Raw genomic sequence first — 18719 nt, 5'->3', positions numbered from 1 at the left:
GATCCGGGGGACCCGCGGCCCGACTAGCGTCTCCCCCATGAGACGCACGAAGAGCCCGTCCCGCCGCACCGCCGCCATCCTCGCCCCGGTCGCCCGACCCGTGCGGCACGCCGTGGACCGAACCGCGGCCCACGCCGGTGTGCCCCCGCTCGTCCTGTTCCTGACCGTGGTGTTCACCGGGATCCTCTTCGCCACCGCGTGGCCGACCTACTTCGTGACCCACTCGCTGCACCCGGCGATCGTCCCGCTGCTGGCGGTGCTGGGGACGTGGCCGGTCCTGGCGTCACTGTGGCACCCCTGGCCGTCGTGGCTGATGGTGGCGCTGGCCTGCCTGGTGAGCGTGCCGCTGCGCGGCGAGCCGGGGTTCATGCTCGGCTGGCCGGTGCCGTTCCACCTCGCCCTGGCGTTCACCCTGGCGGTGGTCGTCGTGCGCGGTCCCCGGGACGCCGTCGCCGCCGCCGTGGCCGGCACGGTGGTGCTGATGCTCTTCAACCCCGGGGAGGTCGTCGTCGGCTGGGTCGTCGGGGCACTGGTGTGGACGCTGGTGTGCCTGCTGCTGCGCTGGCTGCTGGCGTCCCGGCGGGACCTGCGCCGCGAGGAGACCCGGACCAGCGAACAGTCCGAGATGCGGGTCATGGCCGAGGAGCGCAACCGGCTGGCCCGGGACCTGCATGACGTCGTGGCCCACCAGATGTCGATGATCGTGGTGCAGGCGCAGTCCGCCCCCTACCGGCTGCAGGGGGTCACCCCGGCGATCCACGCCGAGTTCGACTCCCTGTCCGACACCGCCCGCGAGGCACTCAACCAGGTCCGCGAACTGCTCGGCGTGCTGCGCAGCGACGCCGAGTCCGGGACCACGACCCCGGTGGGCACCGACCAGATCGGGCCGACACTGCAGGCCGCACGTCGGGCGGGGATGGACGTGACCTGGTCGCCGCAGACCGTCGACCCGGTGGTCGCCGCGCTCGACGACACCACCGGTGTCGTCCTGCACCGCGTCCTGCAGGAGTCCCTGGCGAACGCCTCGCGCCACGCCCCCGGCGGCACGGTGCTCGTGGACCTGGAGCTGGAGGACGGCTGGGCCACGCTCACCGTCGACAACGGTCCGGCGGCCGCCGGCGCGATCGTCCCGCCGGAGCACAGCGGTGGCGCGGGGATCCAGGGCATGTCGGCCCGGGTGCGCGCCGTCGGCGGCACCTTCACCGCGCTGCCCGCCGCGGACGGCGGATTCACCGTCACCGCGGGCGTGCCCCTCCCCACCCGGTAACGTGACGGCCATGCCCGCCCACACCCCACAGTCCGACACCACGGTGCTCGTCGTCGACGACCAGGCGATGGTGCGCCAGGGGTTCGCCGCCCTGCTGAACTCCCGCGAGGGCATCACCGTCGTCGGGGACGCCGCCGACGGTGCGCAGGCCGTCGACCAGGTCACCCGCCTGCGGCCCGACGTGGTGTTCATGGACGTCCGCATGCCGGTGATGGACGGCCTCGAGGCCGCCCGCCGCATCCTGTCCCTCGGCCTGGACCCCGCACCGCGGATCATCATGCTCACCACCTTCGACCTCGACGACTACGTGTACGAGGCCTTACGGATGGGCTGCTCGGGGTTCCTGCTGAAGGACGCGCCCGCCGACGAACTCGCCCGCGCCGTCCGGCTGTCCGTCACCGGCGAAGCGCTGCTCGCCCCGACGGTCACCCGCCGCCTCATCGCCGACGCCGTCGCACGGTCGCCGCGCACCCCGCCCCGGCGGACGTCCGCCGGGCTGACGTCGCTGACACCCCGGGAACGCGAGACCGTCGAACAGATCGCGACCGGACGCTCCAACGCCGAGATCGCCGCCGCCCTGTTCATCTCCGAGGAGACGGTCAAGACGCACGTCCGCAACGTGCTGCAGAAGCTGCAGCTACGCGACCGGGCTCAGGTCGTGGTCTTCGCCTACGAGAACGGTGTCGTCTGAGCCGTCTGAGCCGTCTGCGACGGCCCGCAGGCCCGCCGCCACCCGCCGCGCCCACTCCCCGACGTTCGCCACCGCCGACGGCGTCCCCGGGTACCGCACCCGCAGGTGCATGCCGTCGTCGTTGAGGACGAACCACGCCATCACCCCGTCGGTCCGGATCCACGCCGACACGTGCTGCGGACGCGCCTCCGGCGGCACCTGCACGGGCAGACGCCGGTTGTCCAGCCAGGACAGCGCGAACATGCCCGGGGTGTTCGGCATCCCGCCCCACGGCCGCAGCAACGGCTCCAGCGGGTACGAGCCCAACTCGACGGCCTCACGGACGGCCGTGGCACAGTCGGACGGATCGGTGGAGTCGCACTCGATCACGGAGTTGGTGATGAACCACCCCACCGAGTCCGCCCAGCGTCCGGGATCGTCCGCCGGGCCGCGCCGGGAGTGGACGGGGAAGACCGCGCACAACGCCCCGGCGTGCATGTCCCGGTTGACCTGTGTGAGGACGCTGACGGCCAGCGGCAGCAGGCGGACGGACCGCCGGGCGGCGGCGGCCTCCAGGCGGGCGACGCCGTCGGTGTCCAGGACGTCGATGACCTCCACGACCTCGTCCCGGGGTTCGGAGATGTCGCCGAGGCTCAGCGGGAAGACGGGCATCTCACCGTCGCGGGTGTCCATGATCCGTCGCCACCTCCCGCGGATGCCGTCGGGCGCGGGGGGACGGTGCTCCATCCCGCGGATGTGCTCCGCGAACGACGGCACCGGCGCCGGGGCGTCCCCGTCCGCCAGCGCGGCGAGCATGTCCCGCACCAGGACCAGCAGCGACCAGGCGTCCGTGTGGCTGTGGTCCAGGCCGATCACCGCCGTGGACGTCCCGTCGCCGTGGTCCACGACCGCCAGGCGGTGCGACGGTGTACCGAAAGGCTCGCAGGCCACGTCGAACACGCCGCGCAGGACGGTGCGGGGGTCCGCCGTGCCGTCGCCGGCACGCTCCCACCGTCCCCCGGTGACCCTGACACCGTGGACGCGGACCTGTACGCCGTCGTGCCGCAACACCGTGCGCAGTGTCCCGTGACGCTGCACCACGGTCTGCCACGCCGCGGCGAGGCGCCCACGCCCCACCGGCGGCACGGCGAAGGCGACGGCCATCCAGCTGCCGGGACGTGACCCCGCCGCGGCGTGCCTGGCCTGGTCGAAGGACGGCGCGCTGCCGTGGGCGTCGTCCCCCGGGGTGGGGGCCACGGTCGGCTCGAACACGTGCACCTGCCCTGCGGCGAGCTCCATACGGGCTACAGTTGTCAGTCTCATACCCACGGACGATAGGGCCGTGGGATTACGTACGGATTTCCTGCATGAGTCGCACAACAGACACCCTCGCCCACGACGTCTGGGGCCCCACCGCCGGCACCCCGGTCATCCAGCTCCACGGACTGACGTCCAGCCGTGCCCGTGACGTCGCCCTCGGACTCGACCTCACCGCAGGTCAGGACGATCTCCGGGTCCTGCGTTATGACGCGCGTGGCCACGGGGGCTCCCCCGGTCCCGAGCTTCCGGCGGCCTACCGGTGGGCGTCACTGGCCCGCGACCTGGAGGGTCTCGCCGACGAATTCTCCCCGGACGCCCCGGTCCACGTGGTCGGCCAGTCGATGGGTGCGGCGACCATCCTGACCTCCGCCGCGGCGGGCCGGGACTACGCCTCCATGACGCTGTGCATCCCCCCGACCGCCTGGGAACTGCGCGGCGACCGGGCCGGCATGTACGAGCGCTCGGCACAGTTCGTCGAGGCGCACGGTCTGGCCGCGTACGCCGAGACGACCCGCGCCGAACCCGCCCCGCCGGCGCGGAGCACCGAGGTGCCGTTCACCATGCCGGACGTGGCGGAGTCGCTGTTGCCGACGGTGTTCCGCGGTGCCGCGGGCAATGACCTGCCGTCCCGGGAGCGTATCGCCGCCCTCGGGAGGCGACGGATCCCGACGCTCATCCTGGCGTGGATCGGCGACCCCGCGCACCCGGTGGCCGTGGCGGAGGAACTGCACTCGCTACTGCCGGGCTCACGGCTGCTGACCGCCTACTCCCCGCAGGACGTGGCCCGGTGGCCCGACACCATCGGCGCCTTCATCCACACCGCCGCGAAGTTCCGGCGGTGAGTGTGTCCCCCGTGTCCAAGGTGCCGAATTCGGTCGCTCCGGCGGCGCCGCGGCGACCGAATTCGGCACCTGAGCCACAACACACGCCCGCAACGCAGAAGACCCCGCCACCTTCACGGTGACGGGGTCTCGACTGTGCGCCCGGAGGGATTCGAACCCCCAACCTTCTGATCCGTAGTCAGATGCTCTATCCGTTGAGCTACGGGCGCGCCGTCGCATCTCTGCAACGAGAACATAGCCTACACGCCACCCCACGAACCAGCAAAGCCGCTGGTGGCCAGCCGATCAGACCAGCTTCGACACCACCTTCAACGGCAGCACCCGCAACAGCGGCCCGATCAACCGCCACGGCCAGCCGGGCACGAGCGACCGGCGCTTCCTGGCCTCGATCGCGGCCATCATCGACCGCACCCCGGTCCGCGTGTCGACCATGAAGCGGGTCTTCTGCTCGACCTTCTCGTTCATCTCCGAACGGATGTAGCCGGGCAACAGCACGGTGACGTCAACCGGGACACCGGAGGCCAGCAACTCCGACTGCAGCCCCTCGCCCATGTTCGCCACGAAAGCCTTCGTGGCACCGTAGGTCGTCATGGCCTTGCGGTTGCCGCGCAGCGCGGTCACCGAGGAGACGAGTACCAGGTGACCGGTGTTCTTCGCCCGGAAGATCTCCATCGCCGCCTCCGCCTGCGCCAGGGCGCCCAGGGCGTTGGTCGTGGCGGTCTCCCGGTTCGCCTCGGGCCTGCCGGACCCGATCTTGCGCCCCTTGCCCAGGCCGGCGTTGACGACGACACGGTCCAGACCCCCGTCCGTCTCCCCGTCCGCCCGGCGGAAGACGGTACGCACGGCGCCGGGGTCGGTGACGTCCAGGGCGTAGGTCCGCACGGTGACTCCCGGGTGGGACGCGGTGATCTCGGCGGACAGTTCCGCGAGCCGCTCCGTCCGGCGGGCGCAGAGGGCGAGGTCGTGGCCGAGGGCGGCGGACTGACGGGCGAGTTCGGCGCCGAGCCCCGAGCTCGCACCGGTGATCAGGGTGGTGAAGGTGGTCATGGGGCGACGGTAGCAGCACGGGCACCGTGCCCACCCGGGAAATGAGTGAAACCCCCGGACCACACCATGTGCGACCCGGGGGTTCCGACCCAAGAAAAGCGTGCGCCCGGAGGGATTCGAACCCCCAACCTTCTGATCCGTAGTCAGATGCTCTATCCGTTGAGCTACGGGCGCGACGCTGTTTCCAGCGACTCCAGAATCCTCGGCACACCACCAGACGGGACGTGTCACGCGATCCCGGGGTACACCACACACCCCGTATAGCGGGACCGCGTCCTGAATGTCCGGTAACTCACCACAAGAACCGGACGGCTGACGACACGCCCTCACGAAAAGCCTGAGGAAACTGAAGTGGCGGAGGCGAGAGGATTTGAACCTCCGGTCCGCCGTTAAGCAGACAACTCATTAGCAGTGAGTCCCATTCGGCCGCTCTGGCACGCCTCCATGCCGTCACGTGTGACGACGCATCGAACGATACATCAGGCCCCCGCACCAGATCAAAATCGGGTGGAGACTAGGGTTGACCCCATGATCCGCGACGACCTTTCCACCCTGCCCCCGTACGTTCCCGGCAGCCTGAACGGACTTCCGCTGAAGTTGTCGAGCAACGAATCCTCGCTCGGTCCGCTGCCGGGGGTCACCCGCGCGGCGGCAGAGGCACTGGCCGGCGCGAACCGTTACCCGGACATGGTCGCCTACGAGCTGCGCAGCACCATCGCCGACTGGTTGGGCGGCCCGTCCTCCCTGCTGCTCGACGCCGAGAACATCGCCGTCGGCGCCGGCTCCTCCGCGCTGATCCAGCAGGCCGTGCAGGCGACGTGCCGGGGCGGGGACGCCGGGGACGAGGTCGTCTACCCCTGGCGCAGTTTCGAGGCCTACCCGATCCTCGCCCGCGTCGCCGGCGCCGAGGCGGTCGAGGTCCCGCTGACCCCGGACCACCGCAACGACCTGCCGGCACTGGCCGCGGCGGTCACGGAGAAGACCCGCCTGGTGATCGTCTGCAACCCCAACAACCCGTCGGGCACGACGGTGACGCGCGAGGAACTCGTCGCCTTCCTCGGCGCCGTCCCGTCGGACGTCCAGGTCCTGCTGGACGAGGCGTACGTGGAGTACGTGCGCGAGGACGGGTTCCCCGACGGCCTGGGCCTGCTCGCGGACTACCCGAACCTGGCGGTCGCGCGGACGTTCTCGAAGGCCTACGGCCTGGCGGGGCTGCGGGTCGGTTACCTCGTCGGGCGTGCGGAGTTCATCGAGGCGGTGAACAAGGTCTGCATCCCGTTCAGTGTGAACGCGGTCGCGCAGGCCGCCGCGGTGGCGAGCATCGGGGCGAAGGACGAGTTGCTCGCGCGCACGGACGAGACCGTGACCCAGCGGGCCCGCGTGCTGGAGCACGTCCCGGAGGACTGGCGGATCGGTTCGCAGGCCAACTTCGTGTGGCTCGACCTGGGCGACCGCGCCCGCGACTTCGACGAGGCGATCGCCGGGTTCGGCATCGCCGTGCGCTGCTTCGACGGTGAGGGGGTCCGCATCACCGTGACCGACGCCGCCGAGACCGACGTCGTCGTCCAGGCCCTGGACGCCCTGGCGCCGGAGTTCTTCCCGCGACGGTAACCGTCCGGAAACACCCCCGGGAGAATATGGCTGCATGTACACGCCATCGTTCTCCCCGCTGTTCGCCACCCGCCCGGCAGCCTCCCCGGCGGTCCGGGACGTCCGGAGCTTCAACTCGGCCCCGGCAGAGCAACTGACCACCCTGCTGTCGTTCATGACCGCGAGCCGCGAGCTGGCCCGCACCATCGTCGTGGGACGGCCCTACCTCGATGCCGCGGACGTCTACACGGCGGCGTCGCGTGCCCTGGTGACCCTGCCGACCCCGTTGGTGGAGGGCATCGTCGGGTCCCACCAGCCGGTCGACCGCGTGCCACTGGTCGAGGACGCCTGGACGGCCGGGGACGTCTCCGACGACCAGCTGTCCGACCTGCGCGAGGCTGCCCTGGGCTACGCCGCGGCACAGGGGCACCTGTTCATCGCCGACCCGGCGGTGTGGGGGTCGGCGGAGGCGGTGACGATGATCCCGCCGCAGGAACCCACCGACATCGTCGCCGTGGCCGCCGTGGTCGACGCGATCGGCGCGGACATCGACCGGCGTCTCCGGCTCCCGGGCGCGGAGGCCTGGGCGGTGACCGTCGCCCACCTGGAGGAGTCGAACCGGCAGAAGCTGGTGACCCTGCTGGAGCGTTAACGCCAGCTCTGCCCGAGGGTGCCGTCGATCTGGTCGAGGTTCGGGTCGGTGACGACACAGGTCACCGTACGGTCCTCCTGCGCCCAGCTCTCCTTGGACGGCATCATGGTGACGACGTCCAGCGAGGACTCGGGGAAGCCGACGCCGACGTAGTCGGTGAAGGCGTCGCCGGCGCAGATCCCGCCGGCCTCCCGGCCCAACGGCTCGTTGCCGGGGAAGAGGTTCTTGCCGGCGATGTCCGCCTGGGCGTAGACCTCCCCGGCGTGCGGCTCCGCGCAGTCGACGACGTCGATGTCGCCGGTGCCGTCGAGCTGGCCCATGTCGGAGACGCAGTCCCCGATCGCCAGGCCGCGGGCGCCCGGGGAGTCCGGGTCGGTCTCCACCGGCTCGGTGTCGGGCTGGTCGGGGTCCTCCGGTGCCTCGGGCAGCTCGGAGGCCTCGGATTCCGGGGCGGACTCCGGCACCGGCTTGTCCGGCGGCGCCTCGGTGTCCACGACGGGCGTACTCGCCGCGTCGTCCTGCGTGTCGCCGATGGTGCAGGCCCCGAGCAGCAACGGTGTGCACAGCACCGCCACCGCAGCACCTCTGGTGATCGTCCTCATCGTTGCGACGATACCGTCAGGACCTCCACCACTGGCGGACCGGCACCCCGGAGTGTCCCGCGTCGTCCGGCTTGACGCCGAGGACCTGGTGGAGCTGGATCACGTTGTGTTCGAAACCCCATTCGGAGCCGGCCATGTACAGGCCGAACAACCGGGCGGTCTCCTCGCCCACGAGGTGGACGGCCTGGTCCCAGTTCATGGCGAGCAGTTCACACCAGTCGTGCAGGGTGCGCTGGTAGTGCGGGCGCAGGTTCTCCTCGTGCACCACGTCGAAACCGGTGTCCTGCATGATCGTGATGATGCGGCCGGAGCCGGTGAGCTCGCCGTCGGGGAAGATGTAGCGGTCGATGAACTGGCCGGTCTTGGTCTTCCGGTTGTGCGGGCGGGTGATGCAGTGGTTCAGCATCCGTCCACCGGGACGCAGTTTGGCGAACAGGCGGGTGAAGTAGTCCTCGTAGTTGGGCACGCCGATGTGCTCGAGGATGCCGATCGCGCTGACCGCGTCGAAGTCGGACTCGGGCACGTCACGGTAGTCCATGCACCGGACCTCGGCGAGGTCCTGGAGGCCCTCCTCCTCGATCTTCGCCCTGCCCCACTCGTACTGCTCCCGGGAGAGGGTGACGCCGACGGCCTTCACGCCGTGGCGGGCGGCGTAGCGCACCATGCCGCCCCACCCGCAGCCGACGTCCAGGAGCCGGTCGCCCGGGGCGAGCCGCAGTTTGTCGAAGACGAGGCGGTGCTTGTTGTCCTGGGCCGTGGTGAGCGGCCCGTTGGCCGCCGCACCCTTCTCCCACTCATGGTAGCCCCAGCCGCCGGACGGGCCGGTGACCTGGTTCTCCCCCTCGAACTCGGGGTAGTAGGCACAGGTGTAGGCCATCGAGTCGCCGAGGAAGAGCTCGTAGAAGTCGTTGCCGACGTCGTAGTGCCTGCTCACGACCTCCTTGTCGCGCTCCGGGGAGTGCCGGGACAGCCCCTCCAGCACCGCCCTCTTCCACCCGGGCAGGGTCTCCTGTTCGGGGGCGGGCTGGAGCTTGATCGCCCCCATGGCCTTCAGCGAGCGGGCGATGTCGAGCAGGTCCTTCGCCGACGGTCGCCGGATCTGGTCGTAGAGGTGCTGGAGGTGGTCGAAGACGAGGTACGGGTGGCCCGGCTCGTCGCCGGCGATCCGGAGGCTGCCGGTGATGTAGGCGCGCGCCAGCCCGAGGTCACCGGGGGCGGTGACGATGTACGCCAGCGCGTCCGGTGAGGTGATCTCCAGTGCCAGTTCCGCGTCGGCCGGGCCGGCGGTCGAACCGTCGAAGGCGGTCACCCGGAAGGGTGCCGGCGGCGTGATGACCTTGTCCACGATCTGTCCCACCGTCAGCGGCGTGAATCCCCTGCTCATCTTTCTCCTCTTGGTCATCGTGATAGTCGTGCGTGATCGTGCTCAGTCGTGCGGGGCGTCCCGTCAGACGCCGCCCACGGTCTTCTCGTACAGGCCGGGGAACCGGCCGTCCGGGTCGAAGACCGCCTTGAGTTGTGCGGGACGGTCGCCGCCGTAGAGGGCGGCGAACTGTTCCTCGGTGTAGAAGGCCTCGGAGTACAGCGACTTGTGTCCGCCGAGGTCCGAGACGACGCGTTCGACCTCGCGGTTGAAGGCGCCGGCCGGGGCGTCCTGACCCATGAGGTCGACGGGCACCGAGCTCCAGAAGCCGACGTTGACCCAGGTGTCGCCCGGCGACAGCGGGTACAGCGGCCACGGTGTCCGCTCACCGGAGTCGTCGGCCAGGCGGATGGGGCACAGCCACACCGGTTCGATCTCACAGTGCGTGAAGAACCAGGTGAGGAACTCCGGCAGGTTGCCGGGGGTGACCTCGATGTCCTGGACGACGCGTTCGCGGGCGGGACGGCCGTTGTGCGCCTCGATCCGGTCGGCGAGGTCGAAGCGCCGGTCCCAGCCGATGATCTTCCAGTAGAAGCTCGACCGCAGCAGGTCGCGGGGCCACAGGGTGCGGATGGTGGGGTTCTGGGTGCCGAAGGCGCGGTTGCACCAGAACCAGTCGACGTCCCACCGCCAGAGGTAGTCGCGGACGGTCAGTTTGTCCCGCAGGACGCCGGACGGGTGCTGCAGGGAGCGGTAGTAGCTGCGCTCGCGGGTGTAGTCGCTGGTGGGACCGGCCTCGCTGGTGGCACGGCCCAGGACGAGGTAACTCTCTTCCAGGCTGAAGACCACGCCGTCGAGGTAGTCGACGCGTTCGCCGTCGTACTCCTTGTCGACGGCGATCCGGTCGAGGGCGTCAGTGAGCGACTGCACGTCGTTGAAGCGCACGTGGCGCAGGTCGACGTAGGGTTCCGCCGGCTCGCACCGCACCTTCAGCCGCACGCTGTACCCCAGGGACCCGTAGGAGTTGGGGAAGCCGCGGTAGAGGTCCACGTTCTGCGTCGGCGAGCAGGTGAGGATGTCACCGGTGCCGGTGAGCACGTCCATCTCCAGGACGGCCTCGTGCGGCAGTCCGTTGCGGAAGGAGGTGGATTCGACGCCCATGCCGGTCACCGCACCGCCGAGGGTGATGGTCTTCAGCTGCGGGACGACGGTGGGCACCAGGCCGAAGGGCAGCAGGACGTCGACGAGGTCCTCGTAGGTGCACATGCCCTGGACGTCGGCGGTGCCTTCGACGGGGTCGACGGCGATGACGCCGTGCAGCCCGGAGACGTCCAGGCCGACGGAGTCCCCGGAACGGCCGCGGAAGAGGTTGGAGGTCTTCTTCGCCAACCGCACCCGTCGACCGTCCGGGACGGCGTCGAAACTGCGCTGCAGTCGTTCCACGGCCTGCTCGTGGGCGTACCATCCGACCGGGGCGAGATCGCGCTGGTCAAGTCCATTTCCCATGCGTACCGCGTCGGTGATCCTGCCGGCGACGGTGACGGCTTTCTCCTTCAGGCTCATGAGCATCCACTGTAGACCTCTTGTCAGAACCACGCCCGTTACCCTGGCGGTGTGACCGACCTACCCTTCACCGCCGGACGGACCGCCCTGCTCAACGCCCTGCGCACCCGCGGCACGGCCGTGGTCCAGGCCCCGCCAGGCACCGGCAAGACCACGTTGGCTCCCCAGTACGTGCTCGACCATGTCAGGGCGGTCGGGGAGGCCTCACCGGGACGGGTCGTCGTCACCCAGCCGCGGCGCGTCGCCGCCCGGGGTTCCGCGGCCCGGATCGCCACCCTGCGGGGCACGCCCCTCGGCGGCGAGGTGGGCTACACCGTGCGCGGTGAGCGGAAGGTCGGCGCCGACACCGCGATCGAGATGGTGACCCCGGGTGTCCTGCTCCGACGGCTGCTGGCCGACCCGGACCTGGCGGGGGTGGCCGCGGTCGTCATCGACGAGATCCACGAACGGCACCTGGAGTCCGACCTGGTGTTCGCCATGCTCGCCCAACTGCGGGAACTGCGGGACGACCTTGTCGTCGTCGCCATGTCGGCGACGGTGGAGGCGTCGCGGTTCGCCGCGCTGCTCGGCGGGGCCGAGGGCCCGTCGCCCCTGGTCGACGTGCCCTCCCCCATCCACCCGCTCGAGGTCCGGTACGCCGACTCCGCGTCCTCGATGGTCAACCGTGACCGTCGCTCGCGGACGGCGGTGACCGATCTGGTGGAGGCGACCGTCCGGCGGGCGCTGGACGAGACCGCGGCGACCGGCGGTGACGTGCTCGCCTTCGTCCCGACCATCAGGGACACCGGGACCGTCGCCGCCGCACTGTCGTCACGGGGCATTCCCGCCTCGTCGCTGCACGGCCGGTTGTCGACGGCCGAACAGGCCCGCATCGTCGGTGGGCACGGCGACGGACCGGACGCACGACGCCGCGTGGTCGTCGCGACGGACGTCGCGGAATCCTCCCTCACGGTCCCCGGGGTCCGGGTCGTCGTGGACTCCTGCCTGGCGCGGGTGTCCCGCCGGGACACGACCCGCGACATGTCCGTCCTCGTCACGGAGACCGCGAGCCAGGCGTCCTGCACACAGCGCGCCGGACGGGCCGGCCGCGAAGGCCCCGGGACGGTGTACCGGTGCATCACCGCCGACCAGTTCGCCAAGTCGCCCGGGCACGCGCCACCGGCGGTGACCACCAGCGACCTGACCGGTGCGCTGCTGGACGTCGCCTGCTGGGGCTCCCCCCGGGGCGGGGACCTGCCGTTGCCGGACCGGTTCCCGCCGGCCGCCGTCGAGGCCGGGGAGCGCGCGTTGCGGTCGATCGGCGCGGTCGACGGACAGGGCCGGGCCACGGACGAGGGGCGGAGACTCGCGGCGATCCCCACCGACCCGCGGATCGCACGTGGCGGGGTGCAGGCGTGCCGCCGGGTGGACGTGCGCACCGTCGCCGCTGTGCTCAGCGTGCTGGATGACGGGGCGCGCGTGCCCGACCTCGCTGCCGCCGTCCGTGCCGTCGGATCCCGGGACCCGGTGGCCCGACGTTTCCAGCGCCTGTTGTCCCCCACCGCCACCCCGTCCCCCGACCTGTCCGGGGAGGACGCCGTGGCCTACACCCTCGCCTGCGCGTTCCCCGGGCTGGTCGCCCGGCGGGTCGGCGATTCCTCCCGTTACCTGACGGTGTCGGGCACCGGGGTGGTGTGGCGGGACGGACGGGCGGCGTCGTCCGCGTGGATCGCGGTCGCCGACCTCGGCAGGACTCCCGGGGGAGCCACCGACGCCGTGGTCCACACCGCGGTTCCGCTGCCCCGTGATCTCGCATTCGACGCGGCGGCACCCTTGCTCACCGACGAGGTGACGTGCACGTGGCTCCCCGGTGGGCCCACGGGGAAGCTGCGGGCCCGCCGGGTCCGCGCGCTCGGGGCGATCGAGCTGTCGTCCACCCCGGTGCCCGCGAAAGACGTCGGGGCCGACGACCGGGACGCCGCCGTGCGCTCGGGTCTGCAGACCCACGGCCTGAACATCCTGGAATGGTCGAAAAATGCCAGTGACCTGCGACGACGAATCCAGTACCTGCACAATCAGGGGGTTCCCGGGTACCCGGACGTGCGCCACGGCGACGCCGAGTTCATGGATTTCGTGGTTCCTGACCTGGCTGCCGGCAGACGCCCGGACCTGACGGGCCTGCTCCGCGGGCTGATCCCCTGGGACCGACCCGTCGACGAGCTCGCCCCCGGGTCACTGACGTTGCCCGGCGGACGTACGGTCCGCGTCACCTACCCGGACAGCGATGCCGCACCGGACGCACCCCCGGTGGTGGCGACCCGGCTGCAGGACTGCTTCGGGCTGCACCGTTCCCCGGAGATCGCCGGACGCCGGATCCGGTTCGAGCTACTGTCGCCCGCGGGCCGTCCGGTGGCGGTCACCGACGACCTCGGAGGATTCTGGGCGGGAGCGTACGCCGACGTCCGCCGTGAGATGCGGGGCCGCTACCCGAAACATCCCTGGCCGGAGAACCCGTGACGCTCACCCTTCCCCCACATGCCCCTCCAGCCAGTCGCGGAGCACCCGTGCGTGCGTATGTTCGGTGTCCTTCCCCGCGAACAGGAGCAGGATGTCCCGGTGCCGCAGCTCGTCACGGAGGTCGGCGAGGACGCCGTCCAGTTCCCCGTCCGCGTGCCGCCCGTCAAGCTCAGACCGGTAGGCGGCGGTGAACTGGGACCAGCTCAGCACATCTCCATGAAAGTCCTTCCTGAGCTGTTCAGACGGGGTGAGCTCTGTGGGCCATCCCGACAGCGGGAGGCTGTCCTTCGACACTCCCCGGGGCCACAGCCGGTCAACGAGGAACCTCGCCCCAGCGACATGGTCACCGTTGCGGACGTCGTACACACGCGCAATGTTGAGGGTACCCACCATCATCCCCTTTCATTCGAACATACTGTTGACTGTGTCCGCGGTCCAGTATACACTTCAGGACACGAACATAAAGGGGGCGGGGACGATGACGACAGCAACGGGGACGATCGCGGCGGACATCGACGCCGTCCAACTCCACCTGAACAAGGGGGAGATGGTGCTCGTCGCCCACCTGATGGCGGTCCCCCGGGACTCGCGCATGGCCGCCGCGACGGCGCTCCGGGGACGCTCCCGCGCCGACGCGGTGCGGTTCGCGCACTCCGGCGAACTCGCGTCCCGCAATATCGAACTCTTCGCCGCCGTCGTCGGCAGCGGTGTCGTCACCGCCGAACACCTCGACCTGATCTGGGGGCGTCTCCACCGGCAGCTGGTCACCGTCCCGGTCACCCGTCACGAGGAGATCCTCGGACACCTGGACACCGCGGTGAACACACACGTCACCCCCTGGCTGCGGGACGCGGCGACGCCGGTGTCGCTGACCGAGCTCAGGGACCGTGTCGACGAGGCGATCCTCGACATCGCCCCCGGGCTCGCCGCGGAGACCGCCCTCGCCGAGGAGGACTCGGCAACCCTGCGGCGCCGCGGCAACACCTTCATCTTCACCGCCGGGTGCGAGACCACCAGCGCCGCGATCGACGCCGGTCTGGAGAAGCGGATGCGCGAACTGCTCGCCGGACTCCGCCGGGAACGCGTCCTGGTCGACGAGGACGACCGCACTCCCCTGCCGACCCCGTCGCAGATCAAGGCACAGATCCTGATGGAGCTGCTGGGCAACACCCCGGAGGCCATGACGATCCGGGTGAACCTCTACCGCGCGACGCTCGACGGTATCCACGGGACCGGTGCCGGATACGTCGCCGACGTGGGCTGGATCAACGCCCGGACAGCCGACCGTTTCGAAGGTGCGGCGACCGTCGTCAAGGAGATACCTGTCGACCCCGCCGAACACCCCGAGTCCGACGGGTACCCCTTCCGCCTGCAGGACCGGAACTACCTCGAGGGGCGCGACGGCACCTGCAGGTTCCCGCAGTGCACCGTTCCGGCGAACCTGTGCGAGAACGACCACATCGAGAACTCCCCGTTCACCGACCCCACCAGCAACGGCCCCACCAGTGTGCGCAACGGCCAGAAACTCTGCCGCGCCCACCACCGCCTGAAGACCGGTGGGACGTGGACCTGTTCCACCCAGGACGACGGGTTCACCATCGACTGGACCGACCCTGCCGGCCGGGGCTACACCACCCACGCCACCGGACCACTGGCCCGTGCCTGGCAACGTGGTCGGGGACGCACCGACGAGCCGCCCGACTGACCGTCCAGGCACCAGAAAACCCCCGCACCGACAGGTGCAGGGGTGACCGGTGATGCCCGCGGAGCGCTACCGCTTCCTGGTGCCGGTGACCAGACCGACGAGGAAGAGCAGGATGACCGCGCCGAGCAGGCAGGTGAAGAAGCTGAACCACAGCCCACCACCCGCCACATCGACGTTGAAGAGGCTGAGCACCCAGCCTCCGAGGAAGCCGCCGATCACGCCGACGACGATGTTGAGGATGAGGCCCATCTGGGCGTCGGTCCCCATGATCTTGGATCCGATCCATCCGGCGAGTCCGCCGATGATGATCCAACCGAAAATACCCATGACAGGAGCAGAATCTGCAGCAAGGATGAGAGTGTTGGTGTCCATGACACCGTTTGTAGACGACCTCGCCGATAAGGCGTGCTTACGGGGTGATCAGTAACCGTCATCCATGGCGACCCCGTGCAGTTCCTCCGAGACCTTGCCCGCCAGCGCCCCGTCCTCCCACAGGGCGGTGACCACGGCTTCACTGGGGCCCTCGGGCAGCGAGGGCACCGCCCCCTCCAGTTCCTCGCGCACGTGACGGAAGACGCGGCTCTGCGCCTGACGTCGGGTGAACGGTACCGGGGCGATGTCGCGTCCGGTGTGGTGCGGTACGTCGGGAATCAGCCCCCACCTGCTGCGGTAGATGTCGTAGCCCTCGATCTCGTCGCTGTTGTCGAGCATCAGCGTGTCCTCGACGTGGACCCGGTCGTAGTTCGGGGCCTCGGTCTCGTCCACGCAGTCGAGCTGCTCATTGTCGAGGAAGCTCACCCACATCGTCGTGTGCACCCCGGGGTGCCGGAAGGGGGCGGCGGCGATATAGCCGCGCGGGCTGACGTGGGCGGTGAAGGCCGTCGTCGTGTCCGGCACACACGCACGGATGAAGGGCACCACCGGGGACACCCCGTGGCGACGCAGCTTGGTGCGCATCACACCCGGCGACGCGTTCGAACCGACGGCGACCACAGGCGTGCGGTCGAGGTCGTCGGCGATGCCCACCAGGCCGACCTCGCCGGGGAAGTACCCCTCGGCGGTCAACGTCCCGGACGAGGTGGGCCAGGGTCCGGGATACAGCCACGGGGTGGCCGTGAGGTCGACATCAAGACAGGAGGCGCTCTCAGGTACAGCAGTCATGGCGCTTCCCACCCTACGCGACCCTGCGCATTCGTCCCACCAGTCACAGGATACGATCCGGTACATGCGTACAACGACCCGTCGGGACGAGATCTTCGACGCCGTGGACCGGCTCATCGGCAGGGCCGGGATCCCGGCGGTGAGCATGCGCGCCGTCGCCGCCGAGGCCGGCGTGTCCCTCCGTCTGGTGCAGTACTACGGGACGGACAAGAACACGCTGTTGTCGGCGTCGCTGCAGCGTCTCTCCGACCGCAGCATCCGCCGGTGGCGTGACCAGCGCGCGCAGGACAGCTCGCTGCGTGCGGTGATCGAGGGGTACTTCGCCGCCACCCTCCCCGTGGACGAGGAAACCTGCGCCTTCCACCGCATCAGCGTCTCCATGGAGCTGATGGCGGTCACCGGCACCGAACCTGCCGCTTCGGCGTACCGCCGCCATCTCGCGGCGACGGGCGACGAGTTCACAGGCGCCTGCCTGCGGGCCATCCCGGAACTCGGGGAGGAGACCGCCGGCAGCATCGTCAACACGGCCATGGCGCTCGGGCACGGCCTGGGGTCACTGCTGATGGCCGGGCGCATCAGCGAAGAATCGGCGCGGTCCACCGTGGCGGCCATGGTCGCCGACCTGCCGGGGTGACGCGGCGTCAGAATCTCTTCAGCAGGTCGTGCGCCTCCTGCGCCATGCGGGCGACGGTTTCCCCGGCGGGTTCACGTTGACGCACGAGCCCGACGCCCTGCCCGGCGTGCAGTTTGAGTTCCTCCGCATAGCGTCCGCCGGGACCCCGCGCGGCGACGAGCTCCTCGTCCGTCGCGGAACTGTCGGTCGCGTAGCGGTCGACGAAGTCGTTGCGCACCGTCCTCGTCGGCCAGGCCTGGATGTCCCAGCCCACCTGTTCGGCACGGTCGTAGATCCCGGTGAGCACGGTGTTACGCGAGGACGCCGTCACCGCGGCGGCCTTGAGCTCCTCCGACCCCGTGGACTCGGGGGACGCCAGCAGCGCCGTCCCGATCCAGGCCGCGTCCGCTCCCGCGGCGAGCACGGCCGCGAGACCGCGCCCCGTCCCCACGCCGCCGGCCACGGCGACCGGGACGCCGGGTGCGTGCGCCGCGGTGTAGTTGAGCACCTGCTGCATCAGCGGCATCGTCCCGATGCGCCCGGTGTGCCCGCCGGCATCGGTGCCCTGGACGCAGAGCACGTCCACCTCCGCCTCAAGTGCCTGACGCACCTGGGGCATGTCGTTGACCGGGGCGACCACGCTGATCCCCGCGGCATGGGCACGCGCCACCCACGGTGACGGGTCACCGAACGCCAGGGACAGGACCGTCGGATTCGCCTCCACCGCGGCGGTGAACACCTCCTCCGTGAGCGCCCAGACCATCAGGCCGATGCCGAAGTTCCCCCCGTCACCGGCGATCTCTGCCTGCTCGCGGATCCACTCCGGGGACGTCGACGCCCCCACGCCGATCATCCCGAGTCCGCCCGCCCTGCTCACCGCGGCAGAGAGCTCGCCTCCGGCGCGTCCTGCCATCGGCGCACCGATGATCGGCAGGTCGATGCCCCACAGTCTCGTCAGCAACGTGTCGGGTAGCTGTGTCACGGTGGTCCTCCGTCTTCCTTTCCCCGGCTGGCTTGTCGGTGTCCCCCTCAAGGGTAGCCTGGCGGGCATGGACATGACACTGAAGAAAGCCACGGACGTCAACACCGCCGCCGTCACCACCCTCGGACTGATCGGCGGGTGGGTCAGCGCACGGGAGACCGGGATCCGCCCCCTCGGCGGGGTCCTGCTCGCCGCCGCCGGCGTGTACGCCGGGCGCACCTGGCTGGCCAAGGGCGGCCCCGCCCTGACCGCCGGACTGTCCACCGCCTACGTCGCCGGCTTCGGCCTCTCCCACCCGCTGGCGAAGAAGATGGGCTCCTGGCCCGCCGTCCTCACCGTCACCGCCGGTGTCGCCGGGGCGTCCTACCTGCTGGCGGACAAGAAGTAGGCACCGACGGTGTTCTCCGCCATCGCACGCAGGTCGTCGAGGTGGGGTTCGATGTCACCGGTGAAGGTCACCGGTGCGGCGGCCGAGGTCCAGCCGAAACCGGTGGCGATGGTCTCCATCGCCTTCTCCGCGCCGGTGGTGTCGTAGCCGCCACGGATCCAGTAGGAGAAGAGTTTCTCCCGGTCCTGGTTCTGCAGGTACGTCGAGTCGAAGTAGTGTTTCAGGGCACCGGAGATGTACCCGAAGTTTGCGGTGGTCCCCAGGATCACCGCCACCGCGTCGTGCAGTTCGTCTCCGTCGGGGTCCAGGGCGTCACGCTCCCTGACCTCGAGCGGCTCGTCGAGTTCCTCGCTGACCTGCGCGGCCGCCGCGCGGGCGGCCTCGAGGACGGTCGCCGCGATGGTGCGCAGCTTGTCGGTCGGACTGTGGTGGACGATCAACACATGAGCCATACCCCC

Annotated in this window: 19 protein-coding genes and 3 tRNA genes; 9 read left to right on the top strand and 13 right to left on the bottom strand. The window is 70.4% G+C overall.

Annotated features, from left to right (window positions below):
* Positions 1–37: 37 nt before the first annotated feature.
* Both PQI66_RS13600 and PQI66_RS13595 read left to right on the top strand, forming a co-directional pair.
* Positions 38–1267 (top strand): sensor histidine kinase, encoded by a 1230-nt coding sequence (locus PQI66_RS13600; protein WP_339999064.1) that lies wholly within the window; start codon positions 38–40, stop codon positions 1265–1267.
* A gap of 10 nt (positions 1268–1277) precedes the next feature.
* On the top strand, positions 1278–1958 hold the full coding sequence (locus PQI66_RS13595; protein ID WP_339999063.1) for a response regulator transcription factor: 681 nt from the start codon (positions 1278–1280) through the stop codon (positions 1956–1958).
* Here PQI66_RS13595 and PQI66_RS13590 read toward each other — a convergent pair.
* A complete protein-coding gene (locus PQI66_RS13590) occupies positions 1905–3260 on the bottom strand; it encodes a hypothetical protein (protein WP_339999062.1) in 1356 nt (451 codons plus the stop codon). The two genes, PQI66_RS13595 and PQI66_RS13590, sit on opposite strands and share 54 nt — an antisense overlap.
* A 44-nt stretch (positions 3261–3304) precedes the next feature.
* Between PQI66_RS13590 and PQI66_RS13585 the strand changes: the two genes are divergently transcribed.
* Positions 3305–4099, top strand: a complete 795-nt coding sequence (locus PQI66_RS13585) for an alpha/beta fold hydrolase (RefSeq protein ID WP_339999061.1) — start codon at positions 3305–3307, stop codon at positions 4097–4099.
* 136 nt (positions 4100–4235) lie between these two features.
* On the opposite strand, the gene PQI66_RS13580 is transcribed toward PQI66_RS13585, so the two are convergent.
* From PQI66_RS13580 to PQI66_RS13565, 4 genes are all read right to left on the bottom strand, one after another.
* Positions 4236–4308, bottom strand: a tRNA-Arg gene (locus tag PQI66_RS13580).
* A gap of 76 nt (positions 4309–4384) precedes the next feature.
* On the bottom strand, positions 4385–5146 hold the full coding sequence (locus PQI66_RS13575) for an SDR family oxidoreductase (protein ID WP_339999060.1): 762 nt from the start codon (positions 5144–5146) through the stop codon (positions 4385–4387).
* A gap of 101 nt (positions 5147–5247) precedes the next feature.
* Positions 5248–5320, bottom strand: a tRNA-Arg gene (locus PQI66_RS13570).
* A gap of 178 nt (positions 5321–5498) precedes the next feature.
* Positions 5499–5590 (bottom strand) — tRNA-Ser (locus tag PQI66_RS13565).
* 84 nt (positions 5591–5674) lie between these two features.
* Between PQI66_RS13565 and PQI66_RS13560 the strand changes: the two genes are divergently transcribed.
* On the top strand, positions 5675–6757 hold the full coding sequence (locus PQI66_RS13560; protein WP_339999059.1) for a histidinol-phosphate transaminase: 1083 nt from the start codon (positions 5675–5677) through the stop codon (positions 6755–6757).
* A gap of 34 nt (positions 6758–6791) precedes the next feature.
* Complete coding sequence (locus tag PQI66_RS13555; protein WP_339999058.1) at positions 6792–7388, top strand: hypothetical protein; 597 nt, start codon at positions 6792–6794, stop codon at positions 7386–7388.
* On the opposite strand, the gene PQI66_RS13550 is transcribed toward PQI66_RS13555, so the two are convergent.
* From PQI66_RS13550 to PQI66_RS13540, 3 genes are all read right to left on the bottom strand, one after another.
* Positions 7385–7990 carry a septum formation family protein gene (locus PQI66_RS13550; protein WP_339999057.1) on the bottom strand — a complete coding sequence of 202 codons (606 nt, stop codon included), beginning with the start codon at positions 7988–7990 and terminating at the stop codon, positions 7385–7387. The genes PQI66_RS13555 and PQI66_RS13550 overlap by 4 nt on opposite strands.
* 16 nt (positions 7991–8006) lie before the next feature.
* Positions 8007–9374, bottom strand: a complete 1368-nt coding sequence (locus PQI66_RS13545; RefSeq protein ID WP_339999056.1) for a class I SAM-dependent methyltransferase — start codon at positions 9372–9374, stop codon at positions 8007–8009.
* Positions 9375–9437: 63 nt separating this feature from the next.
* Positions 9438–10916, bottom strand: coding sequence for an FAD-binding oxidoreductase (locus PQI66_RS13540; RefSeq protein WP_339999055.1), 1479 nt, complete (start codon positions 10914–10916; stop codon positions 9438–9440).
* Between the two features lie 51 nt (positions 10917–10967).
* Here PQI66_RS13540 and PQI66_RS13535 point away from each other — a divergent pair, with 51 nt between their 5' ends.
* Positions 10968–13412: an ATP-dependent RNA helicase gene (locus PQI66_RS13535; RefSeq protein WP_339999054.1), complete on the top strand. Its 2445-nt coding sequence runs from the start codon at positions 10968–10970 to the stop codon at positions 13410–13412.
* Positions 13413–13415: 3 nt separating this feature from the next.
* Here PQI66_RS13535 and PQI66_RS13530 read toward each other — a convergent pair whose 3' ends face one another.
* Positions 13416–13808 carry a DUF488 domain-containing protein gene (locus tag PQI66_RS13530; RefSeq protein WP_339999053.1) on the bottom strand — a complete coding sequence of 131 codons (393 nt, stop codon included), beginning with the start codon at positions 13806–13808 and terminating at the stop codon, positions 13416–13418.
* An 82-nt stretch (positions 13809–13890) separates the two neighbouring features.
* Between PQI66_RS13530 and PQI66_RS13525 the strand changes: the two genes are divergently transcribed.
* Entirely contained in the window at positions 13891–15117 is a 1227-nt protein-coding gene (locus tag PQI66_RS13525) for an HNH endonuclease signature motif containing protein (protein WP_339999052.1), read from the top strand.
* Between the two features lie 66 nt (positions 15118–15183).
* On the opposite strand, the gene PQI66_RS13520 is transcribed toward PQI66_RS13525, so the two are convergent.
* Positions 15184–15489 carry a GlsB/YeaQ/YmgE family stress response membrane protein gene (locus tag PQI66_RS13520; RefSeq protein WP_339999051.1) on the bottom strand — a complete coding sequence of 102 codons (306 nt, stop codon included), beginning with the start codon at positions 15487–15489 and terminating at the stop codon, positions 15184–15186.
* 48 nt (positions 15490–15537) lie between these two features.
* Positions 15538–16278, bottom strand: coding sequence for a hypothetical protein (locus PQI66_RS13515; RefSeq protein WP_339999050.1), 741 nt, complete (start codon positions 16276–16278; stop codon positions 15538–15540).
* Between the two features lie 64 nt (positions 16279–16342).
* Between PQI66_RS13515 and PQI66_RS13510 the strand changes: the two genes are divergently transcribed.
* On the top strand, positions 16343–16912 hold the full coding sequence (locus PQI66_RS13510; RefSeq protein WP_339999049.1) for a TetR/AcrR family transcriptional regulator: 570 nt from the start codon (positions 16343–16345) through the stop codon (positions 16910–16912).
* Positions 16913–16919: 7 nt separating this feature from the next.
* Here the strand turns inward: PQI66_RS13510 and PQI66_RS13505 are convergent, their stop codons facing one another.
* Positions 16920–17873 (bottom strand): NAD(P)H-dependent flavin oxidoreductase, encoded by a 954-nt coding sequence (locus PQI66_RS13505; protein WP_339999048.1) that lies wholly within the window; start codon positions 17871–17873, stop codon positions 16920–16922.
* Between the two features lie 67 nt (positions 17874–17940).
* Between PQI66_RS13505 and PQI66_RS13500 the strand changes: the two genes are divergently transcribed.
* A complete protein-coding gene (locus PQI66_RS13500) occupies positions 17941–18261 on the top strand; it encodes a hypothetical protein (RefSeq protein WP_339999047.1) in 321 nt (106 codons plus the stop codon).
* On the opposite strand, the gene PQI66_RS13495 is transcribed toward PQI66_RS13500, so the two are convergent.
* Complete coding sequence (locus tag PQI66_RS13495; RefSeq protein WP_339999046.1) at positions 18237–18713, bottom strand: flavodoxin family protein; 477 nt, start codon at positions 18711–18713, stop codon at positions 18237–18239. The genes PQI66_RS13500 and PQI66_RS13495 overlap by 25 nt on opposite strands.
* Between the last annotated feature and the right edge of the window lie 6 nt (positions 18714–18719).

Source organism: Corynebacterium sp. USCH3, from assembly GCF_037619475.1.
Taxonomy (GTDB): domain Bacteria; phylum Actinomycetota; class Actinomycetes; order Mycobacteriales; family Mycobacteriaceae; genus Corynebacterium.
Note: the sequence above shows the minus strand (reverse complement) of the source record. Positions and strands in the feature narration are given on the sequence as shown.

What these genes read in the sequence shown, in the direction of transcription:
- PQI66_RS13510 (WP_339999049.1), top strand. Translation starts at nt 16,343, where the DNA reads ATGCGTACAACGACCCGTCGGGACGAGATCTTCGACGCCGTGGACCGG.
- PQI66_RS13530 (WP_339999053.1), bottom strand. Translation starts at nt 13,808, where the DNA reads ATGATGGTGGGTACCCTCAACATTGCGCGTGTGTACGACGTCCGCAAC.
- PQI66_RS13500 (WP_339999047.1), top strand. Translation starts at nt 17,941, where the DNA reads ATGGACATGACACTGAAGAAAGCCACGGACGTCAACACCGCCGCCGTC.
- PQI66_RS13545 (WP_339999056.1), bottom strand. Translation starts at nt 9,374, where the DNA reads ATGAGCAGGGGATTCACGCCGCTGACGGTGGGACAGATCGTGGACAAG.
- PQI66_RS13515 (WP_339999050.1), bottom strand. Translation starts at nt 16,278, where the DNA reads ATGACTGCTGTACCTGAGAGCGCCTCCTGTCTTGATGTCGACCTCACG.
- PQI66_RS13575 (WP_339999060.1), bottom strand. Translation starts at nt 5,146, where the DNA reads ATGACCACCTTCACCACCCTGATCACCGGTGCGAGCTCGGGGCTCGGC.
- PQI66_RS13585 (WP_339999061.1), top strand. Translation starts at nt 3,305, where the DNA reads ATGAGTCGCACAACAGACACCCTCGCCCACGACGTCTGGGGCCCCACC.
- PQI66_RS13560 (WP_339999059.1), top strand. Translation starts at nt 5,675, where the DNA reads ATGATCCGCGACGACCTTTCCACCCTGCCCCCGTACGTTCCCGGCAGC.
- PQI66_RS13555 (WP_339999058.1), top strand. Translation starts at nt 6,792, where the DNA reads ATGTACACGCCATCGTTCTCCCCGCTGTTCGCCACCCGCCCGGCAGCC.
- PQI66_RS13590 (WP_339999062.1), bottom strand. Translation starts at nt 3,260, where the DNA reads ATGAGACTGACAACTGTAGCCCGTATGGAGCTCGCCGCAGGGCAGGTG.
- PQI66_RS13525 (WP_339999052.1), top strand. Translation starts at nt 13,891, where the DNA reads ATGACGACAGCAACGGGGACGATCGCGGCGGACATCGACGCCGTCCAA.
- PQI66_RS13495 (WP_339999046.1), bottom strand. Translation starts at nt 18,713, where the DNA reads ATGGCTCATGTGTTGATCGTCCACCACAGTCCGACCGACAAGCTGCGC.
- PQI66_RS13550 (WP_339999057.1), bottom strand. Translation starts at nt 7,990, where the DNA reads ATGAGGACGATCACCAGAGGTGCTGCGGTGGCGGTGCTGTGCACACCG.
- PQI66_RS13540 (WP_339999055.1), bottom strand. Translation starts at nt 10,916, where the DNA reads ATGAGCCTGAAGGAGAAAGCCGTCACCGTCGCCGGCAGGATCACCGAC.
- PQI66_RS13520 (WP_339999051.1), bottom strand. Translation starts at nt 15,489, where the DNA reads ATGGACACCAACACTCTCATCCTTGCTGCAGATTCTGCTCCTGTCATG.
- PQI66_RS13600 (WP_339999064.1), top strand. Translation starts at nt 38, where the DNA reads ATGAGACGCACGAAGAGCCCGTCCCGCCGCACCGCCGCCATCCTCGCC.
- PQI66_RS13595 (WP_339999063.1), top strand. Translation starts at nt 1,278, where the DNA reads ATGCCCGCCCACACCCCACAGTCCGACACCACGGTGCTCGTCGTCGAC.